This window comes from Micromonospora sp. NPDC049523, assembly GCF_040676775.1.
Lineage (GTDB): Bacteria > Actinomycetota > Actinomycetes > Mycobacteriales > Micromonosporaceae > Micromonospora_G.
This window is the reverse complement of record NZ_JBFAPP010000014.1, coordinates 43,717-64,592: the sequence shown is the minus strand read 5'-3', so window position 1 is coordinate 64,592 and position 20,876 is coordinate 43,717. Positions and strand designations below refer to the sequence as shown.

Here is a 20,876-nt window from a genome sequence, read left to right as displayed (position 1 = left end):
GGGTGCCAGCCGGCGTGGACCGCCCCGAGCGCAGCGCCCCGAGCAGCCCCAGTACGCCGACCAGGATCAGCCCGCCGGCGAGGATCCAGCCGACCTCGGGCAGGTCCAGGTCGAGTACCTGGGCGACCAGCCACCAGCCGGCGATCCCCAGGAAGATCAGCGCGAAGACGAGGGAGACCCCGTCGGTCCGGTGCGCCTTCATCGGTAGACCTCCGCATCACCAGCGTTGACGTGCAGGAACAGGCGCAGCTTCCCACCACCGGGGCCGTCCGCGCCGAGGTCGGTGACCTGGCGGGTCGGATTGTTCACGCCGCTCCACCGGTCACCGAAGATGCGCGCGTCACCTGCGTTCACGTCCGCGTTCGTGGTCACGTCGACGTCCGCCGGCACCATCACCCGGAGCTTGCCGAAGTTGACCTGGACGGTCACCTGGACGTCCCGGTCGGTGAAGTCCACGTGGGTGAGGTCGAGGGTGCCGTCGCCGAAGGTCGTCTCGTACCGGGTGGCGAGATCGTCGATGCTGGCCGGTGTCCAGATCGCGGTGCCGTTCGGACCGTTCGGCGGGTCGATCGACTGGGCGACGCTGGAGATGCCGAGCGCCGCACTGGCCACCAGGCCGAGGGCGATCAGCCAGCGGGCGCGACCGAACCAGGCACCGACCAGGAGCCCGAGCGCGATGGTGACGAGGGCCGCGGCGAAATAGGTGGAGGGGGAGACCTCGACCTGGTTGCTGACGTCCAGGATGACCACCAGACCCAGCGCCACGAAGATCAGCGAGAAGGTGGCGGCGCCGAGCGGGGACCGCTCCCGTGGCGGCTTCGGGGGCTTGGTGCGCTTGGTCGCCGGGGCCGCACCGGGCCGGTAGCCCGGCGGTTGGCCGACGCCGCCGGCGTACGGGCCGTGCGGTGCGAAGGGCGGGCGGTAGCCGCCCGGAAGCGAGCCACCGGCCGGTGCGCCCAGCGGGCCTGCGGGGGCTGGATAGGGGGCAGCGGGCCATCCCGCCGGACCGGCCGGCGGCACCGGGGGCAGCGGCGTGGTCGCCGGATCGGGACCACCGGCGTACGCCGAACCCGAGCCGCCCGCGTACGCCGCCGCGGCCGGTGCCGGGCTACCCGGCTGCACGGGTGCGGCGGGGCGATACCAGTCCGGGTACGCCTCGGGCTGTGCACCCGCCGGAGCCCCGCTGGAGGGCCCGTAGGGCGCCGATCCGGCCGTTGCCCCGTACGCCGGCCCGTACGTCGGTCCGGGGGGCGGTGCTGGCGGAACTCCGGGGTGTGCGCCCGCCGCGTTACCGGCGCCACGGGCGTTCCGGTTCAGTAGCAGTGCGCCACCGATCAGGATCGCCGCGCCGAGCATGATGGCCCGGAAGGAGTCGGTCACGATCAGGCCGAACATCACCGCCACCAGCAGCCCGAGGATGATCACGGTCACCGGCGACATGCTCGACCGGCCCCGGCCCAGCATCGACTCCACCGGCGAGGCGCTGTCTCCCTCGGCCGGGATGATCAGCCAGGCGGCGAGGTAGACCAGCACCCCGATCCCGCCGAAGAAACCCAGTACGGCGAGGAGCACCCGCCACAGGATCGGGTCGGTGTTGGTGGCCCGGCCGATCGCCGCGCACACGCCGGCCAGGTAGCGACCCTCGCGTGGGCGTACCAGCCCGTACCGGGAGGTGAAGCCGGCCGGGCCGGAAGGCGGCGGGCCGGGCGGTGGTCCGTACCCCCACGGGGGTGGTGGGTTGGCGCCCGGCGGTGGCCCACCGGGCGGCGGTGCCGCACCGGGTCCGGTCGGTTCGTCCGAGCCGGCCGGGGCGTCGGCCCCGGCGGCCGTGGTCGGCGAAGATGCCGGACCGGGCAGCGGAGGCTGCGGCGGGTCGGCGCTCTCCGTCGGGGCCGGTCGTCGTGACGCGGCAGCTTCTTCGGTCATGGTTACGAGTTTCGTCTTCCGCCGGTCCGAGTGGCCTCAGGCGCGAACCCTGAAGCCACCCTGAGATCTCCGGCGGCAATGTTCCGGGGCGTCCCCGTGGTCAGCGTGCCCGCAAACGTGTGACGATCGAATCCACGGCCGACGACCGGATCGCCCCGACCGCCGGGATGGTCCGACCGGCACGACCAGGGAGTCACCGATCAGCACCGCCACCGAGCCCCGCCTTTACCGCGCCCGCGACCACCGCATGGTGGCCGGCGTGGCCACCGGCGTTGCCGAGCACCTGGGCATCTCGGTGGTCCGGGTACGGGTGGCCTTCGTCGTCCTGCTCGGTCTCAGCGGACTGGGGCTGCTGCTCTACGCGGCGTTCTGGGCGGTGGTGCCGGTACGCCCCGGCGACACCGGTACGCCGCCCCGGCGCGACATCCTGGAACTGCTGCCGTTCGTGGCCATCGGGCTCGGCGTACTGGTGATCCAGATCATGGTGTTCGGCTCCACCGGCGTCGCCGGCACCGCGGGATGGCTGGTCGCGATCATCGCGGTGGGTGCCGGCGTGATCTGGCACCAGTCGACCCCCGAGCGGCGCCGGCAGTGGAGCGAGACCATGCCGGTGCCCTGGCTGGGCGCGGTGCTGGAGGAGAGCGACCGGCGGGCCTTCGTACTGCGTTTCATCGGCGGCGGTCTGCTGGTCGCGGTCGGGGTGGTCGGGGTGGTGGCGGTCTACACGCCGCAGGCCAACTTCGACGCGGTCGCGAACGGGGTGATCTTCGCGCTGGTCGGGCTGGCCGGTGTCGGGGTGGTCGCCGCACCCGTGCTCTGGCGGATGTTCAACCAGTTGCGTACGGAGCGTGAGGGGCGGATCCGGGAGCGGGAGCGGGCCGAACTGGCCGCGATGGTGCACGACCAGGTGCTGCACACGCTCGCCCTGATCCAGCGCAACGCCGCCGACGTCAAGACCGTGCAGCGGCTGGCCCGAGGGCAGGAACGCTCACTGCGTAACTGGCTGTACAAGCCCACCGGGTCGCCGACGGAGCGCTTCGCCGCCGCGCTGGAGCAGGTGGCCGCCGAGGTCGAGGACACCTTCGCGATCAGCGTGGAGACCGTCGTCGTCGGCGACCGAGAGACCGACGAGCGGATCGCGGCGCTGGTCGCCGCGGCCAGGGAAGCGCTGGTCAACGCCGCCCGGCACGCGAAGGTCGAGACCGTCTCGCTCTACGCCGAGGTCGAGCCGGAACAGGTGAGCGTCTTCGTCCGCGATCGTGGTGCCGGCTTCGACCCGACTACCGTGGGAGATCACCGGCACGGCGTACGGGGTTCGATCATCGGGCGGATGGACCGGCACGGTGGCAAGGCGGAGATCCGCAGCGAGCCGGGCGACGGCACCGAGGTACGGCTGATCATGCCGACCACCCGGGACGGCGCCGGCCCGGGAAGCACCTGGTAGCACCATGGCCGGGCAGAGCGAGGAGAGGTCATGACTGAGGACAGCGGAACGGCCGAGAGCAGCGGGACGGCCGAGGGTGCCGCCGAGCGGCGGTTGCGGGTCTTCCTGGTCGACGACCATGCCATGTTCCGGGCCGGGGTCCGGGCCGAGCTGGGTGTGCACGTCGAGGTGGTCGGCGAGGCGAGCACGGTGGCCGAGGCGGTCAACCGGATCGCGCTGACCGTACCGGACGTGGTGCTGCTGGACGTACACATGCCCGACGGTGGGGGCAGGGCGGTGCTGGACGCGATGCGCCGTACCCATCCGGGGATCCGGTTCCTCGCCCTGAGCGTCTCCGACGCGGCCGAGGACGTGATCGGCCTGATCCGGGCCGGTGCCCGGGGGTACGTCACGAAGACCATCTCGCCCGACGAGTTGACCTCGGCGATCCGTCGGGTGGCCGACGGCGACGCGGTGTTCAGTCCGCGGCTGGCCGGCTTCGTGCTGGACGCCTTCGCTGCCCGGCCGGACGCGCCGGTGGCCGACCCGGAGCTGGACCAGCTCACCAACCGGGAGCGCGAGGTGCTCCGGTTGCTTGCCCGCGGGTACGCCTACAAGGAGATCGCGAAGGAGTTGTTCATCTCGATCAAGACGGTCGAGACGCACGTGTCCAACGTGTTGCGCAAGCTCCAGATGTCCAACCGTTACGAGCTTTCCCGCTGGGCGGCGGACCGGCGCCTGGTCTGAGCGCCCGCCCCGGCCCGCTCTTCGTCGCGGGGGACCGTGTCGAGATGAGACACACACCCTGGGTGTGCGTCTGACATCCGACAGTATCCGCACTGGAGATGAGAGAGTCTCCGTTGGTGGTGGGCACAGGGGCCTCCGCCTGCCGCTGTTGGGGCTCGCGCGGCGGCCGGTTCAGGTCGATCTAGCAGGGCAAATGGTGATCTTGGTGAGTATTCACCGAACGCTCTCGGTCTAACGGCTTGATAACGGCACCTTCACGGAACGGGCGTTCGGTGTCACAGTGTCAAGCACCTCACACCCCCTCGTGAGCGCCCTGAGGAGGCACTCCCATGCGCGGGAAAACCCTGAAGGTGGCGGTCGCTACGACCGCCATCGCGCTGATTGCTACAGGTTGCAGCAGCAGCGACTCGGATGAATCCGGGTCGACGAACAGCAACGCGGTCGTCTCGATCGAGATCGCTGAGCCGCAGCACCTGATCCCATCCAACACCACGGAGACGAGCGGGGCGCAGGTCCTGTCCGCGCTCTTCTCGCCGCTGGTGGACTTCGACAAGGACAACAAGCCGTTCGAGGTCGCCGCCGAGTCGATCTCGTCGACGGACAACACCCTGTGGACGATCAAGCTGAAGGACGGCTACACCTTCCACAACGGTGAGAAGGTCAACGCCGACAGCTACATCAACGCCTGGAACCACGGCGCCTACGGCCCGAACGGTAACGGCGGCTCCTACTTCTGGGACAAGGTGGAAGGCTTCGCCGACCTCCAGTCGACCGACCCGGACGGCGAGGAGGGCCCGCAGAAGGCCCCCGAGCCCAAGGCGAAGAAGCTGAGCGGCCTGGCGAAGGTCGACGACCTCACCTTCACGGTGAAGCTGTCCGCCCCGTTCAGCGAGTTCAAGGCCGTCCTGGGCTACACCTCGTTCTACCCGCTGCCGGCCTCGGCCTGGCAGTCGGAGGGTGTGCTCAAGGAGGGCTTCGAGGACGCGATCGTCGGTAACGGCCCGTTCAAGCTCAAGGGTTCGTGGCAGCACGACCAGGGCATCGAGGTCGAGCGGTACGACGCCTTCCCCGGCACCAAGCCGAAGGTCGGCGGCGTCAACTTCAAGATCTACCAGCAGCTCACCTCGGCGTACGCCGACCTGCAGGCGGACAACCTCGACGTGATCAAGACGATCCCGACCGAGAACCTGTCGAGCGCCCAGACGGACCTCGGTGACCGGTTCAAGCAGTCGCCGGCATCGACCTTCCAGTTCGTCGCGTTCCCGACGTTCCAGCCCGAGTTCGCCAAGCCCGAGGTCCGCAAGGCGATCTCGAAGGCGATCGACCGGGACGAGATCATCAAGGCGGTCTTCAAGAACTCGCAGAAGTCGGCCCACTCGTTCGTCTCGCCGGTTGTCGCCGGGTACCGGGACAACACCTGTGGCGAGGCCTGCGTGTTCGACGCCGCCAAGGCGAAGGCCGAGTACACCGCGGCCGGTGGCCCGGCCAAGCTGCAGATCTCGTACAACGGTGACGGTGGGCACAAGGAGTGGGTGGACGCCACCTGCAACCAGATCAAGACGAACCTGGGCGTGGAGTGCGTCGGCACCGCGGAGCCGAAGTTCGCCGACCTGCTGACCAAGGTGGAGTCGAAGACTCCGGTCGGCATGTTCCGCATGGGCTGGGTCATGGACTACCCGTCCATGGAGAACTACCTCGGCCCGCTGTACAGCACCAACGGTTCGTCGAACTACTACGGCTACAGCAACCCGGCCTTCGACACCCTCGTCAAGGAGGGTGCTGCGGCGCCGAGCCTCGAAGAGGCGATCAAGAAGTACCAGCAGGCCGAGGACATCCTCGTCAAGGACATGCCGGTGATCCCGCTGCGGTTCGGGCAGAACACGTTCGGTCACTCGACCAAGGTCAAGAACGTGGAGATCGACCTCTTCAACCGGGTCGACCTGCTCAAGATCGAATCCGCCAGCTGAACTGACCGCTGAGCGGCGGATGGTCCGAGTCACCAGCTAGAAGTTCGGTGGCTCGGACCATCCGGCGAATGGTCCGGCGGTCGGGTGGTGCCCGCCGCGGACCACCTCCGTGGCGTCACCGGTGACCGTGCGGTGACGCCATCGCCGCGTCCACACCACTGCGGTCCGCTGTCCACAAGGCAGCCATCGACGCCTGTCCCATGAAGGACGAAGACATGTTCCGTTTCATTGTCCGGCGCCTGCTGCAGATGGTCCTGACGTTCATCGGGGCCACCCTGCTCGTATACGCGCTCATGTTCAGCAACCAGGGCAGCCCGGCGCGGGTCATCCAGTCCCTGGTCGGCGAACGTCCGGTCACTCCCGCCCAGGTCCAGGCCCTCACCGAGCGTTACCACTTGAACGAAGGTTTCTGGGTCCAATACGGCTACTACATGAAGGGCCTGCTGCACCTTGACTTCGGCACCTCGCTGACCGGGCGGCCGATCGGTGACATGATCGCCCAGGCCTGGCCGGTGACGATCCGGCTCGCCGTGATCGGCGTGCTGTTCGCCGTCCTGTTCGGAGTGACCGCGGGTGTCGTCGCCGGTATCCGTCGCTCCGGCATCTTCGACAATGCCACGCTCATCCTCACCCTGCTACTCATTTCCATCCCGACGATCGTGCTGGCCCCGGTGGCCCAGTTCTTCTTCGGCATCAAGCTCGGCTGGTTCCCGCCGACCGCCGGCGGCGACCCGACCTGGTGGGCGCTGGTCCTACCCGGCCTGGTGCTGGGATCACTCTCGCTCGCCACGTACTCCCGGTTGACCCGTACTTCGGTGGCGGAGAACCTGCGCGCCGACTACGTCCGTACGGCGAAGGCCAAGGGCCTGCCGCCGCGTCGGGTGATCGGGGTGCACGTGCTCCGCAACTCGCTGATCCCGGTCGTCACCTACATCGGCATCGACATCGGTGGCCTGATGAGCGGCGCGATCATCACCGAAGGCGTGTTCAACATCCCCGGCGTCGGGTTCAACCTCTTCCGCGGTATCCGTACCGAGGACGGACCGCTGGTGGTCGGCTTCGTCAGCCTGCTGGTCATCGTCTTCCTGGTCGCGAACCTGATCGTCGACATCATGTACGCCGTGCTCGACCCGAGGATCCGCTATGAGTAATCTCGAATCGATCGCCGCGGCCGAGACCCCCGCTGCGAACCCCGCGCCGACCGGCCCGCCCGGCGGTGCCAAGACGGACAAGCCCCGCAGCCTGGCCGGTGACGCCTGGCGGGACCTGCGCCGCAACCCGATCTTCTGGGTCGCCTCCGCGCTGGTGCTGCTGGTCGTCGTGATGGCGCTCGTGCCGCAGGTGTTCACCCCGGCGGACCCGGCCAGTTGCGCGCTGTCCCGGCAGTACGCCCCACCCAGCGGACGAGCCTGGTTCGGTTACGACTTCCAAGGGTGCGACCTGTTCGCCCGCACCGTCTACGGCGCCCGCGCGTCGATCCAGGTCGGCGTTTTCGCCATGCTGCTGGCCGGCGCGATCGCGCTGGTCGTTGGGCTGTCCTCGGGCTACTTCGGCGGCTGGGTGGACAACATCCTGTCTCGGTTCACCGACATCGTGCTCGGCATTCCGATCCTGCTGGCCGCGATCGTGCTGGGCAAGCGACTGGCCGGCGACCGGCAGGGCACCGGCATCTGGACGGTGGTGATCGTGCTGGGCGTGCTCGGCTGGACCACCGCGTCCCGGGTCATGCGTTCTTCGGTGATCAGCGCCAAGAACCAGGACTACGTGGCCGCCGCCCGGATGCTCGGCGCCGGGCACGGCCGGATCATGTTCCGGCACATCCTGCCCAACGCGCTCGCCCCGTTCGTGGTGGTCATGACCATCGCGCTCGGCGGTTTCATCTCGGTCGAGGCGACCCTGTCGTTCCTCGGCATCGGGCTGAAGGCACCGGCCATCTCCTGGGGCATCGACATCTCCAGTTCGACCGTGCGGGTACGGGAGAACGCGACCCCACTGATCGCGCCGTCGGCGTTCCTGGCGATGACCGTGCTCGCGTTCATCATGCTCGGCGACGCGATCCGCGACGCTTTCGACCCGAAGCTGCGGTAGGAGATTCCGGTGACCGATATCAAGGCACAGATCGATGTCCTGCCCGGCCTCGACAAGACCGCCCCGCTGCTCCAGGTCAACGATCTGCACGTGGAGTTCCGTACGGCCAACGGGGTGGCGCGCGCGGTGAACGGCGCCAACTTCACCCTGCAGGCGGGGGAGACCCTGGCCATCCTCGGTGAGTCCGGCTGCGGCAAGTCGGTGACCGCTCAGGCGATCATGGGCATCCTGGACACCCCGCCCGGTTACGTGACCAAGGGCGAGGTCCGCTACCGGGGGCTCGACCTGCTAAAGCTGCCCGAGGAGCAGCGGCGGAAGGTACGCGCCAACCGGATCGCGATGATCTTCCAGGATGCGCTCTCCGCGCTGAACCCGGTCTTCTCGGTCGGCTTCCAGCTCGACGAGCTGTCGCGGGTGCACCGGGGCATGTCCAAGCAGGACGCCCGCAAGCGGTCGGTCGAACTGCTCGACCTGGTGAAGATCCCGGCCGCGAAACAGCGGGTGACCGACTACCCGCACCAGTTCTCCGGCGGCATGCGCCAGCGCGTGATGATCGCGATGGCGCTCGCGCTCGACCCCGAGGTGCTGATCGCGGACGAGCCGACCACCGCCCTGGACGTCACGGTCCAGGCCCAGATCATGACCCTGTTGGCCGAACTTCGGCGGGAACGCAACATGGGCCTGATCCTGATCACCCACGACATGGGGGTGGTCGCCGACGTCGCCGACCGGATCTCGGTCATGTACGCCGGAAAGGTGGTCGAGGAGGCGGGCGTGTTCGACATCTACGCCCGCCCGTCGCACCCGTACACGAAGGCCCTGCTCGAATCGATCCCACGGCTGGACCTCCGGGGCCAGCAGCTCAACGTGATCAAGGGCCTGCCGCCGAACCTGATGAACATCCCGCCGGGCTGCGCCTTCAACCCGAGGTGCGGGTACGCCCAGGACGTCTGCCGGGCCGATCCGCCGCCGCCCGCCTATCAGGTGGCCGGGGACCGGACCGCGCGTTGCCACTTCTGGAAGGACGTGTTGGGCGATGAGTGAGGTCGTGCTGCGTACCCAGCAGCTGGTCAAGCATTTCCCGATCACCCGGGGCATCGTGTTCCAGAGCCAGGTCGGCGCGGTCCGGGCGGTGGACGGAGTCGACCTGGAACTGCGCCGCGGGGAGACCCTCGGCGTCGTCGGCGAATCGGGCTGCGGCAAGTCGACCCTGGCGAAACTGCTGGTCGGGCTCGAGAAGCCCACCTCGGGCACGATCGACGTCCGCGGTGAGGAGATGACCCGGCTGAAGGGGCCGGCGATGCGGAAGGCTCGGCGCAACATCCAGATGGTGTTGCAGGATCCGTACACGTCGTTGAACCCTCGGATGACGGTCGGCGACATCATCGGCGAGCCGTTCGACATCCACACCGATGTCGTGCCGCGCGGTGACCGGCAGGAGCGGGTGCGCCAGCTCATCGATCTGGTCGGGCTCAACCCGGACCACATCAACCGGTACCCGCACCAGTTCTCGGGTGGGCAGCGGCAGCGGATTGGCATCGCCCGTGCGCTGGCGCTCAACCCGGAGATCATCATCTGTGACGAGCCGGTGTCGGCGCTGGACGTGTCGATCCAGGCTCAGGTGATCAACCTGCTGGAGAAGCTCCAGGACGAGCTGGGCCTGTCGTACGTGTTCATCGCGCACGACCTGTCCGTGGTCCGGCACATCGCCGACCGGGTCGCCGTGATGTACCTCGGCAAGATCGTCGAGATCGGCAACAACGAGGAGATCTACGAGCGGCCGACCCACCCGTACACCCAGGCGCTGCTCTCCGCGGTGCCGGTGCCGGACCCGACGCTGCGCGGGCACCGGGACCAGATCGTGCTGGAGGGCGACGTGCCGTCGCCGGCGAACCCGCCGTCCGGCTGCCGGTTCCGTACCCGGTGCTGGAAGGCCCAGGAGATCTGCGCCACGGAGGAACCACCGCTGGTGGAACGGGAGCATTCCGGTCACCCGAGCGCTTGCCACTTCGCCGAGGAGCGGGACGTGGTGCACGCGGTCGAGTAGGCCGGTCAGACGCCGACGGCCGGGCCCCACCCGGTTCGAGCCGCCGGTGAAGGTAGTGCCTCCTCAGTGTCCGGGGCGTCGGTCGTCATCCATGCGACCGGCGCCCCGGGCCTCGTCTCGGCCCATGACGTACGACGGTGGCCCGTGGCCAGGGATGCGCGGGCGAGAGTTCAGAGCGGCCCGCGGCCGGCACGGAGCACCAGCAGTGCGAGCTGGGTGCCGTCCGCGCCCAGGGCGGTACGGAACTTGTCCAGGATCTCCCGTTCGCGGGAGAGGACCAGTCGGGTGCCACCGGAGGCAACCCGGGTCGCCCCGACCTGTTGGGACAGGTTCGCCCGTTCCTGCCAGAGGGCGATCAGGGCGCTGTCGATCTCGTTGATCCGGTCGCGCATGGCGAGGATGCGCGCCGCAGCCTCCGGCGAGTCGGTGCCGGTCTGCGTGTTCGCGGGCGAGTTGGCGGGCTGCTCAAGCATGTGTGCGGTCATTTCCGGGCTCCCGAGCGGGTTGGCCCCTGGCAATCCAGACCCCGAAGCGAAACGCCCCGGGCTCCAGGAGCCCGGGGCGTTCGTAGGTTTTAGATCAGACGCTACCTACGGCTGCCGGACTCCCGGAGCCATAGTAAAAGTAGAAGTGCGCCTGCTGGATCACGAACCGAGTATGCCCACCGAACGGCCCCCCGCGCAAGCACCTCGGTGAGGAAGGGTCCCTTCCCGTCGTTTTTTGTCCAGGAGGGGGCCCTTCCTCACTTCGTGCTCAGCCGAGCCGGGTGATGCGGTTGGCGGGGCCGGGGGTCACCGGGGCGCCGGCGCCGAGGTAGCCGACCAGGGCGTCGACGTCGAAACCGGGCGCGGTGGTCCGGTCGGTGCCGCCGGTGAGCAGGGTGAAGCCGTCACCGCCGTTGGCCAGGAAGTCGTTGGTCGTGACCCGGTAGCTGGCCGCCGGATCCACCGGCACGCCGCCGAGGGCCAGGCCGCTGACCCGCCCGCCGGCCGGCAGGGTGGTGTCATAGCTGTACGTGAGCCCCGCCGAGACCTGGAGCACCCGCTGCGAGGTCTGCCCGCTGAAGCCCACGAACTGCTGTTCCAGCACGTCCTTGAGCTGTGCGCCGGTGAAGGTCTGGGTGACCACCAGGTTGTTGAACGGCTGGACGGTGAACGCCTCGCCGTACGTGACCTCGCCGGGTGCCTCGCCCCCGGCCGAGGTGCCGTACGGCAGCGAGGCGCGGATGCCGCCCGGGTTCATCAGCGCGACCTGCGCCCCGTTGGCGGCGGTCCAGGCGAGTTGGGCGTCGGCGATCACGTCACCGAGCGGGCTCTCCTGGTTGGGCAGGTTGTCCCGGACGATGTCGGCGGTGATCCGGCCGACCACCCGGTTGGCGATCGGGGCGACCGCGGTGCGGTACTTGTCGGCCAGCGCCTTGGCCCGGGGCTCCACCAGCGCCGGGTTGCGTACGAAGTTGCCGGGGGTGGTCTGCTGCCAGGTGCCGTCCGCGTTGCGTACGCCGTTCTCGACGATCACGTTGCGCGCGGTGATCTCGGTGAACCGGCCGGTCCGGCGGTCCAGCGAGTAGTCGATGTCGCTGATCAGCTGGCCGTTGGTGCCGGCGCTGGTGACGACGCTGTTCGCGCCGGAGGAGTTCGGCAGCGAGCAGGAGTAGGCGCGGTGGGTGTGTCCGCTGACGACCAGCCCGAACTCGGGGCGCAGCCCGGCCACGATCGACTTGAGCGGGCCGGAGAAGTTGGTGCAGTCGGAGGGTCCGCCGGACTGGGAGCCACCCTCGTGCAGGAGCAGCACCTGTGCCTTGACCCCGGCGAGCTTGAGCAGGGTGCCCCACAGGTTGGCGGTCTCGATCTCGTCGGTGAACCGGACCGAGCTGATCCCGGCCGGGTTGACGATGCCCGGGGTGCCCTCCAGGGTCAGCCCGACGAAGCCGACCGGTACGCCGTCGACGAGGCGGATGTCCACCGGCGGCAGGATCGGCAGCCCGGTACGCCGGCTCAGCGTGTTCGCGGCGAGGTAGGTGAACCTGGCACCGGCGAAGCCGTCGCCGTCCTGGCAGCCGTCGACCGGGTGGCAGCCGCCCCGGTTGATCCGGATCAGTTCCTCGACGCCCTCGTCGAACTCGTGGTTGCCGACCGAGCTGATGTCCAGCCCGATCAGGTCCATCAGCTCGATCGTCGGCTCGTCGTGGAAGGCTGCGCTGACCAGCGGGGTGGCGCCGATCAGGTCACCGGCTCCGACGGTGGTGCTCTTGCGGCCCTCGGCGGCCGCTTCGGCGCGGAGCTTCTTGAGCCAGGTGGCCAGGTATTCGACACCGCCGGCCGGGGTGCCGTTGACCGCGGCGCCGCTGCCGGTCGGTGGGTCGATGGCGCCGTGGAAGTCGTTGTAGCTGAGGAAGTTGCCCTTGGCCGGGCGACCGGTCGGGATGCCGTACGAGACCGAGACCGGCTTCAGCGCGGTCCACTGCTCGGACGCCGGGGACGGTTGTGCGGCGGGGGCGAAGGGCAGGGTGGTGACGACGGCAAGGGCGAGGGCGGGCACCATCAGGTGCCGCACCAGCGCCCAGCCGCGCGGTCGTGGTCGACTCATCAGAATTCTTCCCATCGAGTGCGGTAACGCTGTCCGGGGTTGGTACCCGGTCATCGTTCTCGATCGGGCCGGAACCCACCAGTCCAGCCGGGTGACGAGTTGGTTGCCAGACGGCAGGGCAGGAGGGTGTTGTCGGACCGGCGGCCTAGACTTGCGCTGCGATGCATGCCCTCTTCGAAACCCCGCCGATCCAGTCCTCGACGCCGCGTCCGCCGTCCGGCCCGGCCCTCGATCCACAGGCCCTGCTCACCGGGCTGAACGGCCCGCAACGCGACGCTGTGACGCACGCCGGTTCGCCGCTGCTGATCGTGGCCGGCGCGGGATCGGGCAAGACCCGGGTGCTGACCCACCGGATCGCCTATCTGCTCGCGGCCAGGCAGGTGCATCCCGGTGAGATCATCGCGATCACCTTCACCAACAAGGCCGCCGGTGAGATGAAGGAACGGGTGGCCGCCCTGGTCGGCCCCCGGGCCCGGATGATGTGGGTCTCCACGTTCCACTCCGCGTGCGTACGGATCCTGCGGGCCGAGCACGAGCACGCCGGGATGAAGTCGACCTTCTCCATCTACGACGCCGACGACTCGCGGCGGTTGATGCAGATGGTCGCCCGGGAGCTGGACCTGGACCCGAAGCGCTATCCGGCGCGCGGGCTGGCGGCCCAGGTGTCCAACCTGAAGAACGAGCTGGTCGACCCGGAGGAGTTCGCGGGTCGGGCGAAGGGTCCGAACGAGCGCGCGCTGGCCGAGGCGTACACCCGCTACCAGCAGCGCCTCAAGGAGGCGCACGCGCTCGACTTCGACGACCTGATCATGACCACGGTGCACCTGTTGCAGTCCCACCCGCACGTGGCGGAGCGTTACCGGCGCCGGTTCCGGCACGTCCTGGTCGACGAGTACCAGGACACCAACCACGCGCAGTACACCCTGATCAAGGAGCTGGTCGGCAGCGAGCCGATCGGTGAGGACGGGCTGCCGCCGGGTGAGCTCTGCGTGGTCGGTGACGCGGACCAGTCGATCTACGCGTTCCGGGGTGCGACGATCCGGAACATCCTGGAGTTCGAGCGGGACTTCACCGACGCCCGGACCATCCTGCTGGAGCAGAACTACCGCTCCACCCAGACCATCCTCAACGCGGCCAACGCGGTGATCGACCGGAACACCTCACGCAAGCCGAAGCGGCTGTGGAGCGAGGCCGGCGCGGGTGAGCAGATCGTCGGTTACGTCGCCGACACCGAGCACGCCGAGGCCGACTGGGTGGCCCGTGAGATCGACCGGCTCACCGACGAGGGGCTGACCCGGCCGGGCGAGGTGGCGGTCTTCTACCGCACCAACGCCCAGTCGCGGGTGTTCGAGGAGGTGTTCATCCGGGTCGGGCTGCCGTACAAAGTCGTCGGCGGGGTGCGCTTCTACGAGCGCAAGGAGGTACGCGACGCGCTGGCGTACCTGCGTGCGGTGGTCAACGACGACGACACGGTGAGCCTGCGCCGGGTGCTCAACACCCCCCGCCGCGGGATCGGCGACCGGGCCGAGGCGTGCGTCGAGGCGCTCGCCACCCGGGACCGGATCTCGTTCGGGGCCGCGCTGCGCCGGGCCGGCAACGCGCCCGGCATCTCCACCCGGGCCGCGAATTCGATCGCCGACTTCGTCGCCCTGCTCGACGCCGCCCGCGAGCTGGCCGAGACGGCCGCGCCGGAGGAGGTGCTGGAGTCGCTGCTGACCCGCTCCGGTTACCTCAGCGAACTGGAGGAGAGCCTCGACCCGCAGGACGCCGGGCGGGTGGAGAACCTCCAGGAACTGGTGAGCGTCGCGCGGGAGTACACCGAGCGGGTCGAGGCGCAGTCCGAGGACGGGACCGGCGCCACCCTGGCCGGTTTCCTGGAGCAGGTCGCCCTGGTCGCCGACGCCGACCAGATCCCCGACCAGGCGGGTCCGGCGGCCGACGGCGAGGAGCCCGAGGTGCATCAGGGTGTGGTAACCCTGATGACCCTGCACACGGCCAAGGGCCTGGAGTTCCCGGTCGTCTTCCTCACCGGCCTGGAGGACGGCGTCTTCCCGCACCTGCGCGCCCTCGGCGACACCCGTGAGCTGGAGGAGGAGCGCCGGCTGGCGTACGTCGGCATCACCCGTGCCCGGCAGCGGCTCTACCTGTCCCGTGCGGTCACCCGCTCGGCGTGGGGGCAGCCGTCGTACAACCCGGCGTCGCGTTTCATGGCCGAGTTGCCGGCCGACCTGGTGCGCTGGGAGCGCACCGAGGGGTCGTACACCTCGTGGTCCGGCACCGGCGGCGGCGTGGGTGGGCGGTCCGGCGGCGCGGGGTCCGGCTCGGCCGGTCGCGGCGGCGGCTTCACCGGGGGTACGCCGAAGGCGGCGCAGCTCGCCAGCAGGCTCGGTGTCGACGCCAGTCGACTCACCACCGCCAGCGAGCTGCCGCAGACCCCGAAGGTCGCAGCCGGCGACCGGGTCAACCACCAGCGGTACGGCCTCGGCCGGGTGCTCGCGGTGGAGGGACACGGGCCGGGTGCGCGGGCGCAGATCGACTTCGGCGACCAGACCATGTGGCTGGTGCTGCGGCACGCCCCGGTCGAGAAGCTCTGACCTGTCGCTCCGGCGCTGACCGGGGTGCTACTGCGGTGGGGAAATGCCGTCGGGCCCGTATCCGGGAGGACCGGATGCGGGCCCGACGGCTTCACCACCACCACAGGGGGGAGTTTCGGTTCGGGTGCTCAGCAGCCGAGGTCGACGCCGTGCGAGCGCATGAACACCGCCGGGTCGATCTGGTTCCAGAGCCCGCCCTGGTGCACCTCGAAGTGCAGGTGCGGGCCGGTGGCGTCCCCGGTGGCACCCTCGTACCCGATGACCTGGCCGGGGGTGACCTTGTCGCCGACCTTCACCGCGGTCCGGTTCTGGTGGGCGTAGTGGGTCAGGATGCCGTTGCCGTGGTCGATGACGACCGAGATGCCGTACCCGTCGTAGGCCGCACCGGCGGTGATCACCGTGCCGGCGGCGACCGCGTGGATCGGGGTGTTCTCCGGCTCCGCCAGGTCGATGCCGGCGTGCAGTACGCCGCCACGCATGCCGTAGCAGGAGCTGACCGGGGCACCGGGCATCGGGCTGACCCAGGCGGCGGTGCTGGCCTTCGTCGGCTTCGCCGTGGTCCGGGCGGGTGTCGGCTTGGGCTTGGCGCTGGCCTTCTTCTTGGCCGTCGGCGCCGCGCTGCTCGGTGCGACCGGGCTGGACGGGACCGCGCTCGGGGTCGGGCTCGGCGAACCGGTCGGGGCCAGCGCGCTGGTGGGAACGGCGGTCGGTGATTCGAGGATCGGATCCCGCTGGGACCGGTCGGCACGGTTGGCGGCCGCGGTGCGGGCGGCCGCGTCCTCGGCCACCAGGGCGGTGTTGTCCGGCTGGTCGCCGTCACCGCCGACGGTGACAGCCGCGACGCCGAAGCCGATCAGTACGGCCAGCCCGGTCGCGACGTACGCGCTGCGGCTGACCCGGCTCCGGCCGGCCCGGTGTCGGGCCACCCCGGTGCCCGGCTGGCGGTCGTCTCCGCCCTCTTCGCGGTCGCGGTCGTCGAACGGCTGGGTTTCGGGCACGGGTGGAACCTCCGGGGGTACTGGAACGGACCCGGAAATGGTGGTCGGTTGTGCCTCTGACCTGCGGCATCGGGTCGAGGGTGGGCGGTGCGGGGCGACCGTACGGCGCGGGATTTTGTCGGAATTGCGGCCGGGATACCGGATATCAAGCGAAGATCAACGTGTCCCCGGTCACACCGACTCCTGTGGCGTAGGGAACTTTGCCGATCGCGAACACGAAAAACCGCCCGGACATGTGTCCGGGCGGTGATCGATGTATTACGTCGGGCTACGAAGCGCCTACGCCGCCGTAGATTGCCTCGACCTCGGTCTGCAGGTCGACTCCCTTGTCCCGCAGGTACGGGATCGGGTCGCGGGGAACCCCGTCGACGTGCACCTCAAGGTGCAGGTGGGAGCCGTACGAGTGGCCGGTCATGCCGACCAGACCGAGTTCGTCGCCGGCCTTGACCTCCTGGCCCACCTTGACCGAGAGCTTGGAGGACTGGCCGTAGACCGCTTCGGTGCCGTCCGGGTGCTGCACGATCACGCAGAGGCCGTAGCCGCCGTACCAGCCGGCGCGGGTGACCTTGCCGCCGTGGATCGCGCGGAACGGGGTGCCCTCGGCCGCGGCCAGGTCGACCCCGGTGTGCAGATCGCCCCAGCGCATGCCGTAGGGGGAGGTGAAGTTATAGCCGTGCAGCGGCAGCAGCCAGACGTCCGGCGCTTCCGCCATCGTGCTGGCGATGCCCGACCGGTCGTCGTCACGGGACGCGCGCTCCGCGGTGTCCGCACGCGAGGCGAGGTCGTCACTGGTGGCCGCGGCGTTCTCTAGATCGGCCAGGGTGGTGGGGTTGACCGCCTTGGCGTCGGGCATTGCTGCCGCGCCCAGGGCGACGATCCCGGCACCGACGAATGCGGTGGTGACAACTGCGGCGTAGCGACTGCGCGGGGGGGTGGGTACGCGGCGTCGCCCGCGATAGCGATCGGGCTCAGACGACAGGCGCTGGCGCACGCACACCCTCCGTTGTCGGGTATTTGAACCGGTCGTGCCCGTGTGGATGAAGCGAGAACCACACCGGCGGACCGTGTTGTCACCCGATCGTGGACCTGATGACAACCGTCGTCACGGTAACCGCCGCCTAGTCGGCCCACAAGTCACCCCACGGCTTTGTCGTCGTGCGGTGCGCCTGTCCGTCGGGAAACGCCCAATTTCGTAACCATTAGTGGGTCTTATCGTTAGTAACTGTCAGTCATCACGAGCGGTACGGCGGGTCAGTCGAATCGGTCCGTGGCGACACGCAGTGACGGCCCGACGGCACCCGGAGTTCCGGCTGTCCGGACGGCGTCGGTCTCGCCCGGACGGTCGGCGATGTTCGCGCGTCGGTCCGGCGTACCGCCCAGATTCCATCTCGTACGGACCTCGGGTTACCGTTCGTTAAGGTGGTTGCCGAGGTGCCCTGGAAAGGTGTGCTGATGAGCTCTCGAACGCGGGTCGTCGTCGCCAAGCCCGGCTTGGACGGGCACGACCGTGGCGTGAAGGTGGTCGCCCGCGCGTTGCGGGACGCCGGCATGGAGGTCATCTACACCGGCCTGCACCAGACCCCGGAGCAGATCGTCGAGACCGCCATCCAGGAGGACGCGGACGCGGTCGGCCTGTCGGTCCTCTCCGGCGCGCACATGACCCTGTTCCGCCGGGTGGTCGAACTGCTGGCCGAGCGGGATGCCCAGGACATGGTCGTCTTCGGCGGCGGCATCATCCCCGAGGCCGACATTCCCGAGCTGGAGCGGATCGGGGTCGCCAAGATCTTCACTCCCGGCGCGACCACCCAGGCGATCGTGGAATGGGTACGGGCGAACGTCGCCCAGCCGGTGGCCTGAACGGTGCCGGCGTCGCGATAGCGCTGCGTGACCGTGGTCGGCTGCCGGTGTGATGCTGGGCACGGAACCGTCGGCCAGGGTCGATGAAGTAGCAAGAACCGCGCCCGGCGATCGCGGGGAGTCAGCTCGGGTGTCGGCACCCCCGTCAGGCGTACTGACGGGGGGAGAGGCCGGACGCACCCCTCACACGTCCGGCCTCTCTATGCGCGATGCCCCGCCGCCACCCCTCGACCGACAGGGCATCGGCCGCTTCCCGTCATCGCGCGGCTCAGCGCTCCGACATCTGACTCAACGACGGCTTCCCGTGGGGGTTACGCGGTTCTTGCGAGATCGGCCAGAAAGCTTTCCGCGGCGACCGGCGACGCCCTGGCGGAGCTGTATCCGGGTGTGGGCGAGTTGTGCAGTACCGCACACCGCGCACCCGCTCGGTTGCCCCCGGTGCCGATCTCGCTAGGCTGCGGCCGGAGGCCTGTTTCTTTTGGTACGGCAGGCGTCAACTCATTTCACGCTGGCGGCGGCGCGACGGCGCGCCGCGGAGACTGGACGGGACGCGCAATCGTGGACCTGTACGAATACCAGGGGCGCGAGCTGTTCGAGCGGCACGGTTTGCCCGTGCTCGCCGGCGGCGTCGCCACCACCCCGGAGGAGGCCCGCGCGATCGCCGATCGCCTCGGTGGCCGAGTGGTCGTCAAGGCCCAGGTGAAGGTCGGCGGCCGGGGCAAGGCCGGCGGGGTCAAGCTCGCCGACAACCCCGAGGATGCGGTGGCTCGTGCCACCGACATCCTGGGCATGGACATCAAGGGTCACACGGTCCACAAGGTCATGATCACCGTGACCGCGGAGATCGCCGAGGAGTACTACCTCTCCTACCTGCTCGACCGGGCGAACCGCACCTTCCTCTGCATCGCCAGCGTGGCCGGCGGTATGGACATCGAGCAGGTCGCCGCCGAGACCCCGGAGCGGGTCGCCAAGATCGCGATCGACGCCAACGTCGGCGTCGACCTGGCAAAGGCCAACGAAATCGTCGCCGCGGCCCAGTTCCCGGCCGTGGTGGCCGACCAGATCGCGGAGATCGCGGTCGGGCTGTGGCGGGCGTTCGTCGCCGAGGACGCCACCCTGGTCGAGGTCAACCCGTTGGCCCGTACGGCAAAGGGCGACGTGCTGCTGCTCGACGCCAAGGTGACCCTGGACGAGAACGCCGGGTTCCGGCACCCGGACCACGAGGCGCTGGTCGACCAGGCGTCGGTGGATCCGCTGGAGCAGCGGGCCAAGGAGAAGGACCTCAACTACGTCAAGCTCGACGGTGCCGTGGGCATCATCGGCAACGGCGCCGGCCTGGTCATGTCCACGCTCGACGTGGTCGCGTACGCCGGGGAGCGGCACGGCGGCGTGAAGCCGGCCAACTTCCTCGACATCGGCGGCGGCGCGAGTGCCGCGGTGATGGCGAACGGCCTGGAGATCGTGCTCTCCGACCCGGCGGTCAAGAGCGTGTTCGTGAACGTCTTCGGCGGCATCACCGCCTGCGACGAGGTCGCCAACGGTATCGTCCAGGCGCTGGCCCTGCTCGCCGAGCGCGGTGAGCAGGTCGACAAGCCGCTGGTCGTACGGCTCGACGGCAACAACGCCGAGGCGGGTCGGGCAATCCTCGACGCCGCGGCGAACCCGCTGGTGCAGCGGGTCGACACGATGGATGGAGCGGCCGAGCGGGCCGCCGAGCTCGCGGCTGCGGGGGTCTGATCATGGCAATCTGGCTGACCAAGGACTCGAAGGTCATCGTCCAGGGGATGACCGGCTCCGAGGGCTCCAAGCACACCCGACGGATGCTCGCCGCCGGCACCAACGTGGTCGGCGGGGTGAACCCCCGCAAGGCCGGTCAGACCGTCGACTTCGACGGCACCGAGCTGCCGGTCTTCGCCAGCGTCGCGGACGCGATCGCCGGCACGGGTGCCAACGCCACGGTCATCTTCGTACCGCCGCAGTTCACCAAGGGCGCGGTGGTCGAGGCGATCGACGCGGGCATCGAACTCGCCGTGGTGATCACCGAGGGCGTGCCGGTGCACGACACCGCGGCGTTCTGGGCGTACAACGTGAGCAAGGGCGAGCAGACCCGGATCATCGGGCCGAACTGCCCCGGCATCGCCTCGCCGGGCGCCTCCAACGCCGGCATCATCCCGGCCGACATCACCGGCTCCGGCCGCATCGGCCTGGTCAGCAAGAGCGGCACGCTGACCTACCAGATGATGTACGAGCTGCGCGACATCGGCTTCTCCACCTGCGTCGGCATCGGCGGTGACCCGATCATCGGCACCACCCACATCGACGCGCTGGCGGCGTTCCAGGCCGACCCGGACACCGACGCGATCGTGATGATCGGCGAGATCGGCGGCGACGCCGAGGAGCGGGCGGCCGAGTTCATCAAGGCCAACGTGACCAAGCCGGTCGTCGGCTACATCGCCGGCTTCACCGCACCGGTGGGCAAGACGATGGGGCACGCCGGAGCGATCATCTCCGGTTCGGCCGGCACCGCGGACGCCAAGAAGGCGGCGCTGGAGGCGGTCGGGGTCAAGGTCGGCAAGACTCCGACCGAGACCGCCCAGCTCATGCGGGAGATCATGTCCGGCAGCTGAGCTGCCGGTGCCG

Annotated in this window: 16 protein-coding genes and 1 pseudogene; 11 read left to right on the top strand and 6 right to left on the bottom strand. The window is 69.5% G+C overall.

Features of this window, described 5'->3' with window-relative positions; all coding sequences use genetic code 11:
• Window positions 1-16 precede the first annotated feature (16 nt).
• Window positions 17-202: pseudogene (locus AB0J90_RS22265) on the bottom strand (hypothetical protein); the annotation flags it as partial.
• Entirely contained in the window at window positions 199-1,926 is a 1,728-nt protein-coding gene (locus tag AB0J90_RS22260; RefSeq protein ID WP_363598699.1) for a PspC domain-containing protein, read from the bottom strand. The pseudogene AB0J90_RS22265 and the gene AB0J90_RS22260, both read right to left, overlap by 4 nt.
• 199 nt (window positions 1,927-2,125) lie before the next feature.
• Here AB0J90_RS22260 and AB0J90_RS22255 point away from each other — a divergent pair, with 199 nt between their 5' ends.
• The 7 genes from AB0J90_RS22255 (at window position 2,126) to AB0J90_RS22225 (ending at window position 10,198) form a co-directional block, all read left to right on the top strand.
• Entirely contained in the window at window positions 2,126-3,370 is a 1,245-nt protein-coding gene (locus AB0J90_RS22255; protein WP_363598909.1) for a PspC domain-containing protein, read from the top strand.
• 30 nt (window positions 3,371-3,400) lie between these two features.
• On the top strand, window positions 3,401-4,096 hold the full coding sequence (locus AB0J90_RS22250) for a response regulator transcription factor (protein ID WP_363598697.1): 696 nt from the start codon (window positions 3,401-3,403) through the stop codon (window positions 4,094-4,096).
• Between the two features lie 329 nt (window positions 4,097-4,425).
• The gene (locus AB0J90_RS22245) at window positions 4,426-6,063 is read left to right on the top strand and encodes an ABC transporter substrate-binding protein (protein ID WP_363598695.1); all 1,638 of its coding nucleotides are present in this window, start codon (window positions 4,426-4,428) and stop codon (window positions 6,061-6,063) included.
• Window positions 6,064-6,278: 215 nt separating this feature from the next.
• Entirely contained in the window at window positions 6,279-7,214 is a 936-nt protein-coding gene (locus AB0J90_RS22240) for an ABC transporter permease (protein WP_363598693.1), read from the top strand.
• Window positions 7,207-8,151: an ABC transporter permease gene (locus AB0J90_RS22235; RefSeq protein WP_363598691.1), complete on the top strand. Its 945-nt coding sequence runs from the start codon at window positions 7,207-7,209 to the stop codon at window positions 8,149-8,151. The genes AB0J90_RS22240 and AB0J90_RS22235 overlap by 8 nt, the downstream gene beginning before the upstream one ends.
• Before the next feature lie 9 nt (window positions 8,152-8,160).
• A complete protein-coding gene (locus AB0J90_RS22230; protein WP_363598689.1) occupies window positions 8,161-9,195 on the top strand; it encodes an ABC transporter ATP-binding protein in 1,035 nt (344 codons plus the stop codon).
• A complete protein-coding gene (locus AB0J90_RS22225) occupies window positions 9,188-10,198 on the top strand; it encodes a dipeptide ABC transporter ATP-binding protein (RefSeq protein WP_363598687.1) in 1,011 nt (336 codons plus the stop codon). Before AB0J90_RS22230 ends, AB0J90_RS22225 begins: the two co-directional genes overlap by 8 nt.
• A 170-nt stretch (window positions 10,199-10,368) precedes the next feature.
• Here the strand turns inward: AB0J90_RS22225 and AB0J90_RS22220 are convergent, their stop codons facing one another.
• Entirely contained in the window at window positions 10,369-10,683 is a 315-nt protein-coding gene (locus AB0J90_RS22220) for a chorismate mutase (RefSeq protein WP_363598685.1), read from the bottom strand.
• 268 nt (window positions 10,684-10,951) lie between these two features.
• Window positions 10,952-12,787, bottom strand: a complete 1,836-nt coding sequence (locus AB0J90_RS22215; protein ID WP_363598683.1) for a bifunctional metallophosphatase/5'-nucleotidase — start codon at window positions 12,785-12,787, stop codon at window positions 10,952-10,954.
• Window positions 12,788-12,948: 161 nt separating this feature from the next.
• Here AB0J90_RS22215 and pcrA point away from each other — a divergent pair, with 161 nt between their 5' ends.
• On the top strand, window positions 12,949-15,381 hold the full coding sequence (gene pcrA, locus AB0J90_RS22210) for a DNA helicase PcrA (protein WP_363598681.1): 2,433 nt from the start codon (window positions 12,949-12,951) through the stop codon (window positions 15,379-15,381).
• Between the two features lie 128 nt (window positions 15,382-15,509).
• Here the strand turns inward: pcrA and AB0J90_RS22205 are convergent, their stop codons facing one another.
• Entirely contained in the window at window positions 15,510-16,379 is an 870-nt protein-coding gene (locus AB0J90_RS22205) for a M23 family metallopeptidase (RefSeq protein WP_363598679.1), read from the bottom strand.
• A 268-nt stretch (window positions 16,380-16,647) separates the two neighbouring features.
• The gene (locus AB0J90_RS22200) at window positions 16,648-17,370 is read right to left on the bottom strand and encodes a M23 family metallopeptidase (protein WP_363598677.1); all 723 of its coding nucleotides are present in this window, start codon (window positions 17,368-17,370) and stop codon (window positions 16,648-16,650) included.
• A 461-nt stretch (window positions 17,371-17,831) separates the two neighbouring features.
• Between AB0J90_RS22200 and AB0J90_RS22195 the strand changes: the two genes are divergently transcribed.
• The 3 genes from AB0J90_RS22195 to sucD all read left to right on the top strand — a co-directional run bounded on the left by AB0J90_RS22195 (window position 17,832) and on the right by sucD (window position 20,863).
• Entirely contained in the window at window positions 17,832-18,236 is a 405-nt protein-coding gene (locus AB0J90_RS22195) for a cobalamin B12-binding domain-containing protein (RefSeq protein WP_329107317.1), read from the top strand.
• 558 nt (window positions 18,237-18,794) lie between these two features.
• The gene (sucC, locus tag AB0J90_RS22190; RefSeq protein ID WP_363598675.1) at window positions 18,795-19,973 is read left to right on the top strand and encodes an ADP-forming succinate--CoA ligase subunit beta; all 1,179 of its coding nucleotides are present in this window, start codon (window positions 18,795-18,797) and stop codon (window positions 19,971-19,973) included.
• 2 nt (window positions 19,974-19,975) lie between these two features.
• On the top strand, window positions 19,976-20,863 hold the full coding sequence (gene sucD, locus AB0J90_RS22185; RefSeq protein ID WP_363598673.1) for a succinate--CoA ligase subunit alpha: 888 nt from the start codon (window positions 19,976-19,978) through the stop codon (window positions 20,861-20,863).
• Window positions 20,864-20,876: the final 13 nt, after the last annotated feature.

What these genes read in the sequence shown, in the direction of transcription:
- AB0J90_RS22245 (WP_363598695.1), top strand. Translation starts at nt 4,426, where the DNA reads ATGCGCGGGAAAACCCTGAAGGTGGCGGTCGCTACGACCGCCATCGCG.
- AB0J90_RS22250 (WP_363598697.1), top strand. Translation starts at nt 3,401, where the DNA reads ATGACTGAGGACAGCGGAACGGCCGAGAGCAGCGGGACGGCCGAGGGT.
- AB0J90_RS22220 (WP_363598685.1), bottom strand. Translation starts at nt 10,683, where the DNA reads ATGACCGCACACATGCTTGAGCAGCCCGCCAACTCGCCCGCGAACACG.
- AB0J90_RS22240 (WP_363598693.1), top strand. Translation starts at nt 6,279, where the DNA reads ATGTTCCGTTTCATTGTCCGGCGCCTGCTGCAGATGGTCCTGACGTTC.
- AB0J90_RS22215 (WP_363598683.1), bottom strand. Translation starts at nt 12,787, where the DNA reads ATGAGTCGACCACGACCGCGCGGCTGGGCGCTGGTGCGGCACCTGATG.
- AB0J90_RS22225 (WP_363598687.1), top strand. Translation starts at nt 9,188, where the DNA reads ATGAGTGAGGTCGTGCTGCGTACCCAGCAGCTGGTCAAGCATTTCCCG.
- pcrA (WP_363598681.1), top strand. Translation starts at nt 12,949, where the DNA reads ATGCATGCCCTCTTCGAAACCCCGCCGATCCAGTCCTCGACGCCGCGT.
- AB0J90_RS22235 (WP_363598691.1), top strand. Translation starts at nt 7,207, where the DNA reads ATGAGTAATCTCGAATCGATCGCCGCGGCCGAGACCCCCGCTGCGAAC.
- AB0J90_RS22260 (WP_363598699.1), bottom strand. Translation starts at nt 1,926, where the DNA reads ATGACCGAAGAAGCTGCCGCGTCACGACGACCGGCCCCGACGGAGAGC.
- sucD (WP_363598673.1), top strand. Translation starts at nt 19,976, where the DNA reads ATGGCAATCTGGCTGACCAAGGACTCGAAGGTCATCGTCCAGGGGATG.
- AB0J90_RS22195 (WP_329107317.1), top strand. Translation starts at nt 17,832, where the DNA reads ATGAGCTCTCGAACGCGGGTCGTCGTCGCCAAGCCCGGCTTGGACGGG.